15 protein-coding genes are annotated in these 16507 nt (G+C 74.1%); 7 read left to right on the forward strand and 8 right to left on the reverse strand.

Features of this window, described 5'->3' with window-relative positions:
* On the reverse strand, positions 1 to 625 hold a 625-nt coding region (locus tag CTKZ_RS14395; RefSeq protein WP_148090501.1), incomplete at its 3' end, for an MFS transporter.
* Between the two features lie 142 nt (positions 626 to 767).
* Between CTKZ_RS14395 and CTKZ_RS14400 the strand changes: the two genes are divergently transcribed.
* Genes CTKZ_RS14400 through CTKZ_RS14410 form a run of 3 tightly spaced genes read left to right on the forward strand, consistent with a single transcriptional unit; the run spans position 768 to position 3505 of the window.
* Complete coding sequence (locus tag CTKZ_RS14400) at positions 768 to 2192, forward strand: ferredoxin reductase family protein (protein WP_235843493.1); 1425 nt, start codon at positions 768 to 770, stop codon at positions 2190 to 2192.
* A 6-nt stretch (positions 2193 to 2198) separates the two neighbouring features.
* Positions 2199 to 2741 carry an FMN-binding protein gene (locus CTKZ_RS14405; protein WP_124343591.1) on the forward strand — a complete coding sequence of 181 codons (543 nt, stop codon included), beginning with the start codon at positions 2199 to 2201 and terminating at the stop codon, positions 2739 to 2741.
* A complete protein-coding gene (locus tag CTKZ_RS14410) occupies positions 2738 to 3505 on the forward strand; it encodes an FAD:protein FMN transferase (protein ID WP_235843494.1) in 768 nt (255 codons plus the stop codon). Before CTKZ_RS14405 ends, CTKZ_RS14410 begins: the two co-directional genes overlap by 4 nt.
* A gap of 55 nt (positions 3506 to 3560) precedes the next feature.
* Here the strand turns inward: CTKZ_RS14410 and CTKZ_RS14415 are convergent, their stop codons facing one another.
* The 6 genes from CTKZ_RS14415 to CTKZ_RS14440 form a co-directional block, all read right to left on the reverse strand.
* Positions 3561 to 4454 (reverse strand): SDR family oxidoreductase, encoded by an 894-nt coding sequence (locus CTKZ_RS14415; RefSeq protein ID WP_124343592.1) that lies wholly within the window; start codon positions 4452 to 4454, stop codon positions 3561 to 3563.
* Between the two features lie 89 nt (positions 4455 to 4543).
* Positions 4544 to 6562 (reverse strand): ABC transporter ATP-binding protein, encoded by a 2019-nt coding sequence (locus CTKZ_RS14420; protein ID WP_124343593.1) that lies wholly within the window; start codon positions 6560 to 6562, stop codon positions 4544 to 4546.
* Entirely contained in the window at positions 6559 to 8304 is a 1746-nt protein-coding gene (locus tag CTKZ_RS14425; protein ID WP_124343594.1) for an ABC transporter ATP-binding protein, read from the reverse strand. Before CTKZ_RS14425 ends, CTKZ_RS14420 begins: the two co-directional genes overlap by 4 nt.
* Positions 8305 to 8518: 214 nt before the next feature.
* Positions 8519 to 9679, reverse strand: a complete 1161-nt coding sequence (locus tag CTKZ_RS14430; RefSeq protein ID WP_124343595.1) for an SPFH domain-containing protein — start codon at positions 9677 to 9679, stop codon at positions 8519 to 8521.
* A 49-nt stretch (positions 9680 to 9728) separates the two neighbouring features.
* On the reverse strand, positions 9729 to 10199 hold the full coding sequence (locus CTKZ_RS14435; RefSeq protein WP_124343596.1) for an NfeD family protein: 471 nt from the start codon (positions 10197 to 10199) through the stop codon (positions 9729 to 9731).
* Between the two features lie 120 nt (positions 10200 to 10319).
* Positions 10320 to 11105, reverse strand: coding sequence for an ABC transporter ATP-binding protein (locus CTKZ_RS14440; RefSeq protein WP_124343597.1), 786 nt, complete (start codon positions 11103 to 11105; stop codon positions 10320 to 10322).
* Positions 11106 to 11217: 112 nt separating this feature from the next.
* Here CTKZ_RS14440 and CTKZ_RS14445 point away from each other — a divergent pair, with 112 nt between their 5' ends.
* Positions 11218 to 11988, forward strand: a complete 771-nt coding sequence (locus CTKZ_RS14445) for an Rv1486c family protein (RefSeq protein ID WP_124343598.1) — start codon at positions 11218 to 11220, stop codon at positions 11986 to 11988.
* Between the two features lie 6 nt (positions 11989 to 11994).
* Here the strand turns inward: CTKZ_RS14445 and glgA are convergent, their stop codons facing one another.
* Complete coding sequence (gene glgA / locus CTKZ_RS14450) at positions 11995 to 13218, reverse strand: glycogen synthase (protein WP_124343599.1); 1224 nt, start codon at positions 13216 to 13218, stop codon at positions 11995 to 11997.
* Positions 13219 to 13329: 111 nt separating this feature from the next.
* On the opposite strand from glgA, the gene glgC reads away from it, so the two are divergent.
* From glgC to CTKZ_RS14465, 3 genes are all read left to right on the forward strand, one after another.
* Entirely contained in the window at positions 13330 to 14571 is a 1242-nt protein-coding gene (gene glgC, locus CTKZ_RS14455) for a glucose-1-phosphate adenylyltransferase (RefSeq protein ID WP_124343600.1), read from the forward strand.
* A gap of 167 nt (positions 14572 to 14738) precedes the next feature.
* Positions 14739 to 15413 (forward strand): phosphoserine phosphatase SerB, encoded by a 675-nt coding sequence (serB, locus tag CTKZ_RS14460; RefSeq protein WP_268904341.1) that lies wholly within the window; start codon positions 14739 to 14741, stop codon positions 15411 to 15413.
* Positions 15410 to 16495 carry a DUF4037 domain-containing protein gene (locus tag CTKZ_RS14465; protein ID WP_124343601.1) on the forward strand — a complete coding sequence of 362 codons (1086 nt, stop codon included), beginning with the start codon at positions 15410 to 15412 and terminating at the stop codon, positions 16493 to 16495. Before serB ends, CTKZ_RS14465 begins: the two co-directional genes overlap by 4 nt.
* The last annotated feature ends 12 nt before the right edge of the window (positions 16496 to 16507 follow it).

Consider the following 16507-nt stretch of genomic DNA (forward strand, 5'->3'; position numbering starts at 1 on the left):
CGTCCGGCACGGGCGTCCCGTCCGCGAGCGCGGCCCGCTCCGCCGGCGTCATCGCGCCGCCGACCCGCTGCCGTGACACGAGCACCGCGGTGACGACGGCGAGCGCCGCAGTGGCCGCGACGGCCGGCCGCCAGCCGAACCCGGCGGCGACGCACGCCCCCACGGCGAGAGGCCCGATCAGGCCCACGCCCGACCCGACGCCGTTGGCCTCGGTGACGGCCGCCGACGCCGCGGGGCCGTGGTGCTGCGCGAGCCCCGGCTGGGCCGAGCTGATCGCGAGGTTCCCACCGATCGCGAGCACGAACATCCCGAGCAGGCTCACCGCGAGCGACCCCGCGGTGAGCAGCACCGTGATGCCGACGACCACGACGGCGCACGACGCGAGCAGCGTCCAGCGCCGCCCGCGGGCCCGCACCGAGCGCGGCGTGAGGAACGCCGTGAGGATCGCGCCCGCCGCCATCGCGGTGCCGTGCAGACCGGCCTGCGCGCCGGTGAGGTCGAGGTCGTCGGCGAGCAGCGGCACGCTCGGGTTGAACGAGTAGAGCAGCCACCCCCACACGACGAAGCAGCCGTACAGCGCGACGGTGAAGCGGTCGCGCCGGAGCCGCGGGTGGGAGGGGGTCATGCGGGCAGGTTACGTCCCGCCGGTGACGCGTCCCGCGGGCCGGAGGTCCCCCGCGGCGCGCGGCCACCCGCTCGGCCCATTCATGGCCGCCTCCCGCACTGCTCACGGGGTTCTCCCAGGAACGGGCACGAGCGTCAGTCCCGTGAGCACCACGACAGTCGAGCAGCCCCCGGCCGCGGCACCCCCGCCGCTCCCCGTGCGCCTGCGTCCGCCGCGCACCGCCCGCTGGTGGCCCGACGCGGTCACCGCGCTGACGTGGGCCACCGTCGTGTGGGTCGTCGGGCTGTGGGCGACGGGCGGCGGCGTCGGCGCGCTCGCCGGGTCGCCCGCCGACGTGCTCGGCTCGGTGGGCCGCCTGTCCGGGCTGCTCGCCAGCGACCTCCTGCTGCTGCAGGTGCTCGGCATGGCCCGCATCCCGTGGGCCGAGCGGGCGTTCGGCCAGGACCGGCTCGCGCGCTGGCACCGGTGGACGGGGTTCACGTCCTTCCACCTGCTGCTCGTGCACATGGCGACGCTCGTGGTGTCGTATGCGCTCGCCGCCGGCACGGGCGTGCTGCGCGAGGCGTGGGACATCGTGACGACGCTGCCCGGCATGCTGATCGCGGCCGCGGGCACGGCGCTGCTGGTGGCCGTCGTGACGTCGTCGCTGCGCGCCGCGCGCCGCCGGGTGCGGTACGAGAGCTGGCACCTGCTCCACCTGTACGCCTACCTCGGCGTCGGGCTCGCGGTCCCCCACCAGCTGTGGACGGGGACGGACTTCGTCGGACGCCCGTGGGCCGCGGTGTTCTGGTGGACGCTCTGGGGTGCCGCGGTCACCGCGGTCCTCGTCTTCCGCGTCGGCGTGCCGCTGCGGACGTCCCTGCGGCACCGCCTGCGCGTGGACCACGTCGTGCCGGAGGCTCCGGGGCTGGTGTCGGTGCACGTCGGCGGGCGCCGGCTCGAGGAGCTCCGCGTCGACGCCGGGCAGTTCTTCGTGTGGCGCTTCCTCACCGGGCCCGGGTGGACCCGGGGGCACCCCCTGTCGTTGTCCGCCGTGCCCACGTCGGCCGGTCTGCGGCTCACCGTCGGGACGCGCGGCGACGACGGGGAACGCCTGGCCCGGCTGCGGCCCGGCACGCGCGTGCTCGTCGAGGGGCCGTACGGACGCCTGACTCCGCGCGCGCGCACGCGCCCACGGCTCGCCGGCTTCGCCGCGGGCTCCGGCGTCGCCCCCGTCATGGCGCTCCTGCACGACAGCGCGTGGCAGGCGGGCACCGACACCCTCGTCCTGCGCGCGAGCTCCGTCGAGGAGACGCCGCTGGCCGCGGACGTCGCGTGGCTCGTGCGCGACCGCGGCCTGCGGTACGTCCCCCTGACGGGGCCACGCAGCACCACCGGCACGACCTGGCTGCCCGGCGACCTCGGTCACGTCCCCGGTCCCGACGCCGTCCGGTGGCTCGTCCCGGACCTCGACGAGCACGACGTCGTCGTCTGCGGCCCGGCGCCGTGGGCCGACGCGGTGGTCGCGGCGGTGCGAGCCGCCGGCGTCCCCGACTCCGCCGTCCACCTCGAGCGCTACGACTGGTAGGTCACCATGAGACGTCTTGTCGCCCTCGCCGTCGGGACCGTGGCCGGTCTCGTCGCCCTCGTCGCCTACCCGACCAGCCGGAACGCGTCCGTCGACGCGGCCGCCGACTCCCCCGCCGCTGCGCAGGCGAGCGGAGGCGGTTCGTCCACCGGCGGTGCGTCCTCCGCCGACGACTCCGACGCTGGCACGTCGGACGGCACGCCCGACCCGTCCGCGGACACTGCCGGCGGGTCGAGCGGCGCCACCGACGGTGCGCGGGGCTCGACCGGGGTGTCCGGCACGTTCACGGGCGCCGCGGTGCAGACCCGCTGGGGTCCGGTGCAGGTGCGGATCGTCGTGCAGGACGGCCGGATCACGTCCGCCGACGCGGTCGTCCACCCGGACGCGAACGGCCGCGACCGGCAGATCAACGCCTACGCGATCCCGCAGCTCGACCAGGAGGTCGTGAGCGCTCAGAGTGCGGGCATCGACCTCGTCTCGGGCGCGACCGTGACGAGCGACGGCTACGTCCAGTCGTTGCAGGACGCGATCGACCAGGCGTTCTCGTGACCGCGGTCGACGCGTCCGCCGCGCCGCGCCGGGCCTGGGTCGAGCACCACATGGGCATGCCGTGGAGCGTGCACGTGCGGGGCGAGGCCGCGCACGACGAGCTGACGGAACGCCTCGTCGCACAGGCGTTCGCGGAGGTCGACCGGATCGACGCACTGCTCAGCCCGTTCCGCGACGACTCCGAGCTGTCCCGGCTGCGGCGCGGTGAGCTCGCGCTGGCCGACGCGGCCCCCGAGCTGCAAGAGGTGGAGCGGCTGTGCCGGGCCGCGCTGGCGCGGACGCTCGGATGGTTCGACGCGTGGCGGTGGCGCGACGGCTTCGACCCGACGGGCCTCGTCAAGGGGTGGGCGGTGGCGCGGGCCGCACGGATCCTCGAGCCGATCGCGTCCGACGTGGCGGTGGACGCGGGCGGCGACCTGGCGGCACGGTGCGTCGACCCGGACGGCACGTGGCTGGTCGGTGTGGAGGACCCCGTGGACCGCACGCGCGTCCTGGCGACCGTCCCGGTCGGCACGGGTGCGGTGGCGACGTCCGGGACGGCGGCGCGCGGCTCGCACATCGCCGACCCGCGCACGGGCGTCGCGGCGACGGGCGTCCGTCAGGCGACCGTGATCGGGCCGTCGGTCCTGTGGGCCGACGTCTTCGCCACCGCGGCCGTCGCGCAGGGCGTCACGGCCGTCGACCGGGTGCACGAGCTGCACGGCACGTCGGGCGTCCTCGTGCTGGACGACGGGTCGACCCACGCGTGGTCGAACCCGGTCTAGCGACGAGCGTCCCGACGTGCCGTGCGCGGTCCGTCGCGGCGCGGCGCGACCCGGGTCAGAGCGGCTTGCCGCCCGTCACCGCGATGTAGTCGCCGCTCACGTAGCTGGACTCCTGCGACGCCAGGAACACGTACGCCGGGGCGAGCTCGGCGGGCTGCCCGGCGCGGCCGAGCGGCGTGTCGGAGCCGAACGAGTCGACCTTCTCGGGGTCCATCGTCGCGGGGATGAGCGGCGTCCAGATCGGGCCCGGGCAGACCGCGTTGACGCGGATGCCCTTCTCGCCGAGCTGCTGCGCGAGGCCGCGCGTGAAGTTGAGGATGCCGGCCTTGCTCGTCGCGTAGTCGAGCAGCGGCGGGCTCGGCTGCTGCGCCTGGATCGAGCTCGTGTTGATGATCGACGACCCGGGCTGCATGTGCGGCACCGCGGCCTTGGTGATCCAGAACAGCGCGTACAGGTTGGTCTTGAAGACGCGGTCGAGCTGCTCGGTGGTGATGCCGAGCAGGCCGTCCTCCTGCGCCATCTGGTAGGCCGCGTTGTTGACGAGGACGTCGAGCCCGCCGAGCTCGCGCACGGTCGTCTCGACGAGCTCGACGCACGTCTGCTCGTCCTGGATGTCGCCGGGGGCGTGCACGGCGCGTCGCCCGGCCTCCTCGACGAGGCGCGCGGTCTCCTTCGCGTCCTCCTCCTCCTCGGGGAGGTAGGACAGCACGACGTCGGCGCCCTCCCGGGCGAACGCGAGCGCGACCGCCCGGCCGATGCCGGAGTCGGCGCCCGTGATCAGCGCACGCTTGCCCGCGAGCCGGTCGGCGCCCTGGTACGACGTCTCGCCGTGGTCGGGCTGGTGGTCCATCTGCTCGGTGAGGCCGGGGTGCGGGATCTGCTCCGCGTCCTGGGCCTCCTCACCGGGCTGCTGCGAGCGGGGGTCCTGGGGGGTGGTCTGGTCCGTCATCGGTCCATCGTCGGCACGCGCGTCCGCGGAGCGCCACCGGAACGGGTGTCCAGGTGCGGCGCCCCGAGCCTCGGGCGCCGCACCCGCGCTCACTCGTCGGCCGTCACCGCGGCCGCGAACTGGCTCGCGTACAGCCGCGCGTACGCGCCGTCGGCGGCGAGCAGCTCGTCGTGCGACCCCTGCTCGACGATCGACCCGTGCTCCATCACGAGGATGGTGTCGGCGTCGCGGATGGTCGACAGGCGGTGCGCGATCACGAAGGACGTCCGACCAGCGCGCAGCGCGTTCATCGCCTGCTGGACGAGCACCTCGGTGCGCGTGTCCACCGACGACGTCGCCTCGTCGAGGATGAGGATCGCCGGGTCCGCCAGGAACGCGCGCGCGATGGTCAGCAGCTGCTTCTCCCCTGCGGACACGTTGGCGCCCTCGTCGTCGACCTTCGTGTCGTACCCGTCGGGCAGCGTCCGCACGAACCGGTCGACGTGCGTGGCCTGCGCGGCGGCGACGATCTCCTCGTGCGTCGCGGAGTCGACGCCGTACGCGATGTTCTCCGCGAGCGTGCCGCCGAACAGCCACGTGTCCTGCAGCACCATGCCCATCTGCGAGCGCAGCTCGTCGCGCGTCAGGTCGCGCGTGTCGACGCCGTCGAGCGTGATCCGCCCGGAGTCGGCGTCGTAGAACCGCATGAGCAGGTTGACGAGCGTCGTCTTGCCCGCGCCCGTGGGCCCGACGATCGCGACGGTCGCGCCGGGCTCGGCGACGATCGACAGGTCGTCGATGAGGGGCGTGTCGGGGTCGTAGCGGAACGCGACGTGCTCGAACGTGACGCGCCCGCGGACGGGCCGGTCGAGCGTCGTGGCCGGCTCGGGGTCGGGCGTCTGCTCGGGCGCGTCGAGCAGCTGGAAGACGCGCTCGGCCGACGCGACGCCCGACTGCAGCAGGTTCGCCATGGACGCGATCTGCGTGATCGGCTGCGTGAACTGGCGGCTGTACTGGATGAACGCCTGCACGTCGCCGATGCTCATGGCTCCCGACGCGACGCGCAGCCCGCCGACGACCGCGACGACGAGGTAGTTGAGGTTCGCGAGGAAGCCCAGGGCGGGCTGGATGATCCCGGAGATGTACTGCGCCTTGAACGACGCCTGGTACAGCGCCTCGTTGCGCTCGTCGAACGTCTGCGCGGCCTCGTGCTGGCGGCCGAAGACGGTCACGAGCGCGTGCCCGGTGAACATCTCCTCGATGTGCGCGTTGAGCTTGCCGGTCCACGCCCACTGGTCGATGAACTGCGGCCGGGACCGCTTCGCGATCGCCCCCGCGACCATGACCGACGCCGGGACGGTGACGAGCGCGACGACCGCGAGCAGCGGCGAGATCCAGAACATCATGACGAGCACGCCGACGACCGTGAGCACGGACGTGATGAGCTGCGACAGCGTCTGCTGCAAGGACTGCGCGACGTTGTCGATGTCGTTGGTGACGCGGCTGAGCAGCTCGCCGCGCGGCTGGCCGTCGACGTACGACAGGGGCAGCCGGGACAGCTTCTTCTCGACGCGCTCGCGCAGCCGGTAGACGGTCCGCTGCACGACGCCCGCGGTGATGCGGCCCTGCAGCCAGCCGAACAGGAACGACCCGACGTAGATGACCACGACGACGAGCAGCAGGTTGCGCAGCTGCGTGAAGTCGACGCCCTGCCCGGGCACGACGTCGGTGCCCTGAAGCATGTCGGCGAACTGCGTCTGCCCCTCGGCGCGCAGGCCGTCGATGGCCTGCTGCTTGGTGAGGCCTGCGGGCAGCTGGCCGCCGATCCAGCCGTCGAAGATGAGGTTGGTCGCGTTGCCCAGCAGCTTGGGTCCGATGACGGCGAGCACGACGGACGCGACACCGAGCACGATCACCGCGACGAGCGGCACGCGCTCGGGGCGCAGCTCGGTGAGGAACCGCCGGCCGGAGCCGCGGAAGTCCATCGACTTCTCGCCGGGCATGCCCATGCCGCCCATCGGGCCCGGACCGCCGCGCGGCGGCCGGCGGGGCACGGCGACGGCCTGCCCGGGACGGGCCGTGGGCACCGCCGGGTCGGCGGTGGGGGCGGGACGCTCCTGCTCGCTCACGCCGCCTCCTCCGCGCTCACCTGCGAGTAGACGATCTCGCGGTAGGTCTCCGACGTCTCCAGCAGCTCGTGGTGGGTGCCGACGCCGACGACGGCGCCCTCCTCGAGCACGACGATGCGGTCGGCGTGCCGGATGGTCGCGACCCGCTGCGCGACGACGAGGACGGTCGCGTCGCGCGTCTCGGGGACCAGCGCGGCGCGCAGGGCCGCGTCGGTCGCGTAGTCGAGGGCCGAGAACGAGTCGTCGAACAGGTACACGTGCGGACGTCGGACGAGCGCGCGCGCGATGGCGAGCCGTTGTCGCTGACCACCCGACACGTTCGTGCCGCCCTGACTGATCGGGGCGTCGAGCCCGTCGGCGAGCTCCTCGACGAACCCGCGCGCCTGCGCGACCTCGAGCGCGTGCCACAGCTCGTCGTCCGTCGCGCCGGGCCGCCCGAACTCGAGGTTGCTGCGCACCGTCCCCGAGAAGAGGTACGGCTTCTGCGGGACGAGCCCGATCTGCGTCCACAGCACGTCCGGGTCCAGGTCGCGCACGTCGACGCCGTCGAGCAGGACGGCACCGCCGGTCGCGTCGAACAGGCGCGGGACGAGGTTGAGCAGCGTCGTCTTGCCGGAGCCGGTCGAGCCGATGATCGCGGTCGTCCGGCCGGGCTCCGCGACCAGGTCGACACCGTGCAGGACCGCCTGCTCCGCGCCCGGGTACCGGAACTCCACGCCGCGCAGCTCGACCAGCCCGGGTCGCGACGTCGGCCCGACCGGGAGCCCGACGGGCTTCGCCGGCGGCTCGACGCTCGTCGTCGTCGACAGCACCTCGCCGATGCGCTCCGCGGACACCACGGCCCGCGGGAACATCACGAACATCATCGTCGACATCATGACCGCGACCAGGATGTAGGCGATGTAGGACAGGAACGCGGTGAGCGCCCCGATCTGCATCTCCCCCGCGTCGACGCGCTGCCCGCCGAACCACAGGACCCCGACGCTCGTGACGTTGAGCACGAGCATGACGGCCGGGAACATGAGCGCCATGAGCCGGCCGACGCGCAGCGACGTGTCGAACAGGTCCGTGTTCGCGGCGGCGAACCGCTGCGACTCGCGCTCCTCCCGCACGAACGCCCGCACGACGCGGATGCCCGTGATCTGCTCGCGCAGCACCCGGTTGATCGCGTCGATGCGCTTCTGCATGGACCGGAAGTACGGCACCATCCGCACGACGATCGCCGCGATGACGGCCGCGAGCACCGGGACGGCGAACAGCAGGATCCCGGACAGCCCGACGTCCTCCTGCAGCGCCATGACGACGCCGCCGACCAGCATGATCGGCGCGACGATCATGAGCGTGAACGTGAACAGCACGACCATCTGGACCTGCTGCACGTCGTTCGTGGTCCGGGTGATGAGCGTGGGGGCGCCGAAGTGGCCGATCTCCTGCGCGGAGAACGTCTGCACGTGGCCGAACAGCCGGCCGCGCACGTCGCGACCGAACGCCATCGCGGCCTTGGCGCCGAAGTAGACGGCGGCGACGGCGCACACCACCTGGACCAGGCTGACGGCGAGCATGACGCCGCCGAGCCGGAGGATCTGCGTCGTGTCGCCCGTGGCGACGCCGTCGTCGATGATGCGGGCGTTGAGGCTGGGCAGGTAGAGCGTGGCGAGCGTCTGGACCAGCTGCAGGACGACGACCGCGACGACGGCGGAGCGGTACGGCCTCAGGTGGTGGCGCAGGAGCGTGACGAGCACGGGACCTTCTCCCTGGTCGGGCGGAGGTCGGGCTCTCGTGCACCGTCGTCCGCTCTGGCGACGCTAGAACTCCCGGCTTGCCCCGGACAACGGCAAAGGGCCCGTGTCGTGCCCGCGTTCGCCGCAGGCGAAGAGCCCCGCGGCGACAGCCACGGGGCTCTTCGGGAGATGCGGTCGTCCCGCGCGGGTCGTCCGACCAGGGGCTGCCCGGTCGTCAGGCGGTCGGCTCCTCCGGGGCGGGCGGCGTGGCCGGCTTCTGCAGCGGCGGCGGCACCGCACCGCCGCCCGGGCGCTGACCGAGCTCGACCGTCGGGTCGAACGGACGACCGCTGAGCGTGCCCGCGCTCGTGGCGTCCGCGGTCGCGGCGGCCGACTCGCGCCGCGCCTCCGCGAGGGCCTCGGCCGGGTCCGTCAGCGCGACGGGCGGCAGGTCCTCGCCGAGCGGGGACTCGCCCGCAGGCCGCGCCGGGCCGCCCGTGTCGCCGGCACCGCTGAACCCGCGTGCCAGCTGGCCGAGGGCGCCCGTGAGCTCCGACGGCAGGAACCACATCTTGCTCGACGGGCTCTGCGCGATCTTCGGCAGGATCTGCAGGTACTGGTAGGCGAGCAGCTTGGGATCGGCGTCGCCGCGGTGGACCGCGTCGAACACCTGGAGGATCGCGCGCGCCTCACCCTCGGCGGTGAGGATCGCGGCCTGCGCGGCACCCTCGGCGCGGAGGATCGCAGCCTGCTTCTCGCCCTCGGCCGTGAGGATCTGCGACTGCTTGACGCCCTCGGCGGTGAGGATCGCGGCACGACGGTCACGCTCGGCGCGCATCTGCTGCTCCATCGAGCCCTGCACCGAGGCGGGCGGGTCGATGGCCTTGAGCTCGACGCGGTTGACGCGGATGCCCCAGCGGCCCGTCGCCTCGTCGAGGACGCCGCGCAGCTGGCCGTTGATCTGGTCGCGGCTCGTGAGCGTCTGCTCGAGGTCCATCGACCCGATGACGTTGCGGAGCGTCGTGACGGTGAGCTGCTCGATGCCGGTGATGTAGTTCGCGATCTCGTAGACGGCCGACTTCGGGTCCGTGACCTGGAAGTAGATGACCGTGTCGATGCTCACCACGAGGTTGTCCGAGGTGATCACCGGCTGCGGCGGGAACGACACGACCTGCTCGCGCAGGTCCACGCCCGCGCGGACCCGGTCGACGAACGGGATCAGCAGGTGCAGGCCCGCGTCGAGCGTGCGCGAGTAGCGGCCGAGGCGCTCGACGATGATCGCGACGGTCTGCGGCACGATCCGCACCGAGCGGACGAGCGCGACGACGAGGAACAGCAGGACGAGCCCCGCGACCAGGTAGAAGGCGATCGTGCCCACGTTCGACGTGTCGTCCAAGAGGTCCTCCTCGGGTGGTGCCCGGAGTCTCCGGGCGGCAGGGCGGTGGTCAGTGCGCGGGAGCGACGCCGGGCACGGGCGGCTGCCCCGTCCCGGCCGGGGCGACGACGGCCGTCGCACCGTCGATGCGGGCGACGCGGACGGGGGTGCCGGGGGCGATCGCGGTGCCGGCGTCGGCGCGCGCGCTCCACACCTCGCCCGCGAGCTTCACGCGGCCGCCCTCGACCGTGACGGTCGACATGACGACGGCCTCGCGGCCGACGAGCGCCGCGGTGTTGGTCTCGACGAGCGGCATCCGGCCGCGCAGGTGGCGCAGCAGCCAGGGGCGCAGCGCGAGCAGCAGGAGCGCCGCGGTCGCGCAGGCGACGACGATCTGGACGGGCACCGGTGCGCCGAGGCCCGCGGAGAGCGCCCCGCCGAGGGCACCACCCGCGAGCATGATGAAGACGAGGTCGAGGGTGAGCATCTCGAGGATGCCGAGCGCGAGCGCCCCGCTGAGCCACCACAGCCAGTCCGGCACGGCCGAACCTCCCGGTCCCGGCGCGGTCGTCGAATGACCGCGCTGTACACCGATCCTAGACGATCACTTTGCCCTGGCGTGGGGCAGACGCCCGCCCGGTCGCCCGGACGAGCGGCGACGTCAGCGCGCCGCGCGCGCCGCCCACCGGCCCCCGACGTGGTCCACCTCGAGGTCGAGGCCGAACGCGCCGGACAGGTTCTCGGCCGTCAGCACCTCGTCGAGCGGGCCCGCCGCGTGCACGCGCCCGTCGCGCAGCAGCAGGAGGTGCGTGAAGCCCGGCGGGATCTCCTCGACGTGGTGCGTGACCAGCACGAGGACGGGCGAGCGCGGGTCCGCGGCCAGCTCGGACAGCGCCGCGACGAGCTCCTCGCGGCCGCCCAGGTCCAGGCCGGCCGCGGGCTCGTCGAGCAGCAGCAGCTCCGGGTCCGTCATGAGCGACCGCGCGATCTGCACGCGCTTGCGCTCCCCCTCGCTCAGCGTGCCGAAGAACCGGTCGGCCAGTCGCTCGACGCCGAACGCGCGCAGCAGGTCCGCGGCACGCTGCTCGTCGAGCTCCTCGTACGACTCGCGCCAGCGGCCCGTCACGCCGTACGCGGCGGTCAGCACGACGTCGCGCACGGTCTCGCCCGACGGGATGCGGTCGGCGAGCGCCGCGCTGGACAGGCCCACGCGCGGTCGCAGCTCGAACACGTCGACCCGGCCGAGCCGCGACCCGAGCACGTCGGCGGTGCCCTGGGACGGGTGCATGCGGCCCGACGCGACCTGGAGCATCGTCGTCTTGCCGGCGCCGTTGCGGCCGAGCACGACCCAGCGCTCGCCCTCCCGGACCGTCCACGACACGTCGTCGAGGATCGTCGTCGTCCCCCGGCGGATCGTCACGGCCTGCAGGTCGAGCACGTCGGTCATGGTGACGACCCTAACCAACGGGACGAACGTCCTCGGCACGCACCGGCGGGTCGCCCGGCGTGGCCTCGGTCACGTGCGCGGGACGGACCCGGACCGGCCCTACGGTGGAGGCGTGACGACGCTCGACCTGCCCCGCTCCGTGGTCCTCGCGCTGTGGCTCGCGCAGGACGGGGTGGACCGCGCCGCGATGGCCCGCGCGGTGCAGGTCGACGACGAGCCGCACACGGTCCGCGCGACCGTCGACGGGTCGGAGCACGTCGACGGTCCCCTGTCGCTGCTGCTCGACGTGTGCGGTCCCGGGCAGCGCGACGTCGCCGCCCTCGTGCCCGCGCCGGGCGACGCGTCGGGCGCTCCCCCGGCCGTGAGCGCCGCCGCGACCACGGCGGGTGAGGCGCTCCTCGTCCGCAGCGAGCTCGCGTGCGTCGCGGCGGTGCCGGGCGTCGAGCGGTTCGGGTCCGACCTCGAGCCGGGTCACCTGGTCACCTGGGACGTGCACGGCGTCGCCGACTGGCGCACCGCGGTGCTCGGTGCGGCGGGCTCGCTGTCCGACGCCGAGCGCGCGCTGCGGCAGGGGCTCATCGACGCGACCGAGGCGCTCGTGCGGCTCGACGTGGCCCGGTGGCGGCCCGACGCGGCCGAGCAGATCGCCGGGCTGCGCGACCTCGACCTGCCGGCGTGGCGGCTGCCCGACGGCATCGACGGCCGCCGGGTCCGGGTGCTCGCGTCGGCGGCCCGGCTGCGCGGCATCGTCGCGCTCGCGACGCAGGACGACGGCGGCGCGGTCAACCTGTGGCAGGCCGACCAGCGCTCGACGGCGCTGCGCGAGGTCGACCGCGTCGCCCGCCGCGCGATGGCGGCCGCGGCGACGTCGATCGGACCCTGACCCGGCTCAGCCCAGGACGTCGCGGTAGACGGTGAGCGTGCGCTCGCCGATCGCCTCCCACGAGAAGTGGTCCTCGACGCGCGTGCGTGCGGCGCGACCCCAGTCGGCGGCGCGGTCGGGGTCCTGGACGAGCGCGGTCAGCGCGTCCGCGAGGTCGCCGACGAACCGGTCGGGATCGACGGGTGTGCCGGTGCCGTCCTGCACCTGGTCGATCGGGACGAGCGTGCCCGTGACGCCGTCGACGATGACCTCGGGGATGCCGCCCGTGGCGGTGCCGACGACGGGCAGGCCGACGGCCATGGCCTCGAGGTTGACGATGCCGAGCGGCTCGTAGACCGACGGGCAGACGAACACCGTGCCGTGCGCGAGGATCGCGACGACGTCGGCGCGCGGCAGCATGCGGTCGATCCACACGACGCCCGAGCGCTTCTCGCGCAGCTGCGCGACGAGGCCCTCGACCTCGGCGGCGATCTGGGGGGTGTCGGGCGCGCCCGCGCAGAGCACGAGCTGCACGTCCGCGGGCAGGCGCTCGGCGGCGCGCAGGAAGTACGGCAGGCCCTTCTGGCGCGTGATGCGCCCGACGAACACGACGGCCGGCCGCGTCGGGTCGATGCCGAGCGCCCGCACGGTGGCCTCGGCTCGCTCGGCGTCGTCGCCGGTCGGGCGGCGCCAGCCGTCGAGGTCGATGCCGTTGTGCACGACGTGCACGCGCGACGGGTCGACCGCCGGGTACGACCGCAGGATGTCCTCGCGCATGCCGCCCGACACGGCGATGACGGCGGCCGCCGCCTCGTACGCGGTGCGCTCGGCCCACGAGGAGATCGCGTACCCGCCGCCGAGCTGCTCGGCCTTCCACGGGCGCAGCGGCTCGAGGCTGTGCGCGGTGAGGACGTGCGGGACGCCGTGCAGGAGCGACGCGAGGTGCCCGGCGAGATTCGCGTACCAGGTGTGGGAGTGCACGAGCGAGCTCACGACGCCGTCGTCGCCGACCCGGCCGACCGCGTCGACCATCTCGAGGTCGACGCCGAGCGTCTGCAGCGCCGCGTTCGCGGACGCCAGCCCGGCGGGGACGGTGTACCCCTCGACGCCCGGCTCGTCGCGCGGTCCGTCGAAGGCGTGCACGCGCACGTCGACCTTGTCGCGCAGGACGCGGGTGAGCCCCGCGACGTGGACCCCGGCACCGCCGTAGACGTGCGGCGGGTACTCGCGGGTCAGCAGGTCGACACGCACCAGGACCTCCACTGTCGGGTCCGGTCGGCGACCGGCTCTCTCCGCGACACGCTAGCGCGAGACGGGCCGCTCGCCTCGCCGGAGGACGCCCCGTGGGCCTAGGGTCGTCGCATGGCAGCGCCGCGTGTTCTCGCAATCGTCCTCGCAGGTGGAGAGGGCAAACGACTCATGCCGCTCACGGCGCACCGCGCGAAGCCCGCCGTCCCGTTCGGGGGCATCTACCGGCTCGTCGACTTCGCGCTGTCGAACGTCATCAACTCGCGCTACCTGCACGTCATCGTGCTCACCCAGTACAAGTCGCACAGCCTCGACCGGCACGTGTCGAAGACGTGGCGCATGTCGCCGCTCCTGGGGAACTACGTGGCCGCGGTGCCCGCGCAGCAGCGCGTCGGCAAGCACTGGTACCTGGGGTCCGCGGACGCGATCTACCAGTGCCTCAACATCATCGAGGACGAGCGCCCCGACATCGTCGTCGTGGTCGGCGCCGACCACGTGTACCGGATGGACTTCTCGCAGATGGTCGACGCGCACCGGGAGTCCGGTGCCGAGCTGACCGTCGCGGCGATCCGGCAGCCGATCCACGAGGCCGACCAGTTCGGCGTCATCGAGACGCACCCGAGCGACCCGACGAAGATCGCGGCGTTCCGCGAGAAGCCGACCGACCCCGTCGGCCTGCCCGACTCGCCGCTCGAGATCCTCGCGTCGATGGGCAACTACGTCGCGAACACCGACGCGCTCGTCCGCGCGGTCACCGAGGACGCCGAGAACCCGACGTCGCGGCACGACATGGGCGGCGACATCGTCCCGGCGTTCGTCGCGCGCGGCACCGCCGCGGTCTACGACTTCATCCGCAACGACGTGCCCGGCTCGACGCCGCGCGACCGCGACTACTGGCGCGACGTCGGGACGATCGACGCGTTCTACGAGGCCAACACCGACCTCATCTCGATCGAGCCGGTGTTCAACCTCTACAACGACGAGTGGCCGCTCTACACCGGCTACACGGGCCTCCCGCCGGCCAAGTTCGTGCACGCGGGCGCCGGTCGCCTCGGCCACGCGGCCGACTCGATCGTGTCCCCGGGCGTGCTCGTCTCCGGTGCGACCGTCTCCGGGTCCGTCATCTCGCCCGGCGTGCGGCTGCACTCCTGGGCGCAGGTCACGGACTCCGTGCTCATGGACGACGTGCACGTGCACCGCTACGCGCAGGTGCACCGCGCGATCATCGACAAGAACGTCATCGTCCCGGAGCGCGCGCGGATCGGGCTCGACCGCGAGCACGACCTCGCGCGCGGATTCACGATCACCGAGTCGGGCATCACCGTCGTGCCGAAGGGCGCCGTCGTCTCCGACTGACGACGTCCGGACACCAGGCGGGCACCCACGACGACGCTGCGGACCGTCGCACTAGCCTGCGAGGCGTGAGCACCCCCGCGCCCCGCACCGCCGTGCCCGCCGACGTCACCGCGCCCGCCGACATCACGGTGCCCGCCGACGACACCGAGCCCGCAACGGCCGCCGTGATCGAGCCCGGCGCGAGCGCCGACGCCGTCGAGGACACGCGTCGGCTCGTCGTCATGGACGTCGACTCGACGTTCATCACGGGCGAGGTCGTCGAGATGCTCGCGGCGCACGCCGGGACGGAGGAGCTCGTCACCGAGATCACCGAGCGCGCGATGCGCGGCGAGATCGACTTCGCCGCGTCGCTGCACGAGCGCGTCGCGACCCTCGCCGGGCTGCCGGCGACGGTGTGCGAGGACGTGCTCGCCCAGGTCGAGCTGTCGCCCGGTGCCGTCGAGCTCGTCGCGGAGCTCGACGCGCGCGGGTGGCCCGTCGGGCTGGTGTCGGGCGGGTTCCTCGAGATCGTCGAGCCGCTGGCCGCGCGGGTCGGCATCCGGCTCGTGCACGCGAACCGGCTCGAGGTCGCGGACGGTCGCCTCACGGGCCGCGTCGCCGGGCCAGTGGTCGACCGCGCGGCGAAGGCGCAGACGCTGCGCGAGTACGCCGTGCGGGTCGGCGTCCCGATGGAGCGCACGATCGCGATCGGCGACGGCGCCAACGACCTCGACATGCTGGCCGCGGCGGGCTTCGGCATCGCGTTCAACGCCAAGCCGCTCGTCGCCGCGTCGGCGGACGCCGTCGTCACGGACCGCCTGGACGCGGTCCTCGACCTGCCGCCGTTCACCGTCGGCACGTGACTCCCGCGTTCGTCCCGGGGCGGGAGCTCGCGCGCCTGCTGTACGCGTACGTCGCGCCCGTGCTCGCGGCGCGCGGGCTGGCGCACACGGCGGCGCTCGTCGGGCCGGGGTCGGACGTGCTGGGCCACGACGACGCGACGTCGACCGACCACGACTGGGGTCCGCGCCTGCAGGTGCTGCTCTCCCCCGACGACCACGCGGCGCACGCCGCCGCCCTGCACGAGGAGCTGCGGCACGTCCTGCCGGAGCAGGTGGGCGGCTGGACGACGCGCGCGGCGCCCCCGGCGGACGACGGCACGCGCGGCCCGGGGGTGGGCTGCCCGGGCAGCCCGGTCGAGCACCGGGTCGAGATCCTCACGCTCGACACCCTGCTGACGCGCGTGCTCGGGCACGTCCGCCCGCCCCTGACGGTCGCCGACTGGCTCGTCATCCCGCAGCAGCGCCTGCTGTCGCTCACGGCGGGCGTCGTGCTGCACGACGACCTGGGCCTGGCGCGCGTGCGCGCGGACCTCGCGTCCTACCCGCACGACGTGTGGCTCTACCAGCAGGCGTCGGCGTGGTGGGCGGTCGCCGAGGACTCCCACCTGGCGCCACGCGCCGGGATGGCGGGCGACGACCTCGGCTCGCGGCTGGTGACGGCGCGGGTCTGCCGCACGGCGGTCCTGCTCGCGTTCCTCCAGGCGCGGACGTACGCGCCCTACGACAAGTGGCTCGGCACGGCGTTCCGGCGGCTTCCGTCGTCGCGCGACCTGCTCGGCCCGCTCGACGCCGCGCTGGCGGCCGCGGACTGGGAGGCGCGCCAGCGCGCGCTGGGCCAGGTGCTCGTCGCGCTGCTGCGCGGGCACAACGCGCTCGGCCTGACGGCGCCGGTCCCCGAGGAGACGGTGCCGTTCCACGCCCGGCCGTTCGAGGTGGTCGACGCGGAGGGTGTCGCGGACGCCCTGCTCGCCGCGGTGGTCGATCCCGCGGTGCGGTCGCTGGGACGGCGACGCCCGGTCGGCGGGATCGACCTGGTCACGCAGAGCGCGGCCCTCGCGACGGACGTCACGCGCACCGCGGCGCTGCGGGGCCTGTACCGCTGACGACGGTGCGCC

Origin of the sequence: Cellulomonas algicola (assembly GCF_003851725.1) — a bacterium.
GTDB classification, from domain to species: domain Bacteria; phylum Actinomycetota; class Actinomycetes; order Actinomycetales; family Cellulomonadaceae; genus Cellulomonas; species Cellulomonas algicola.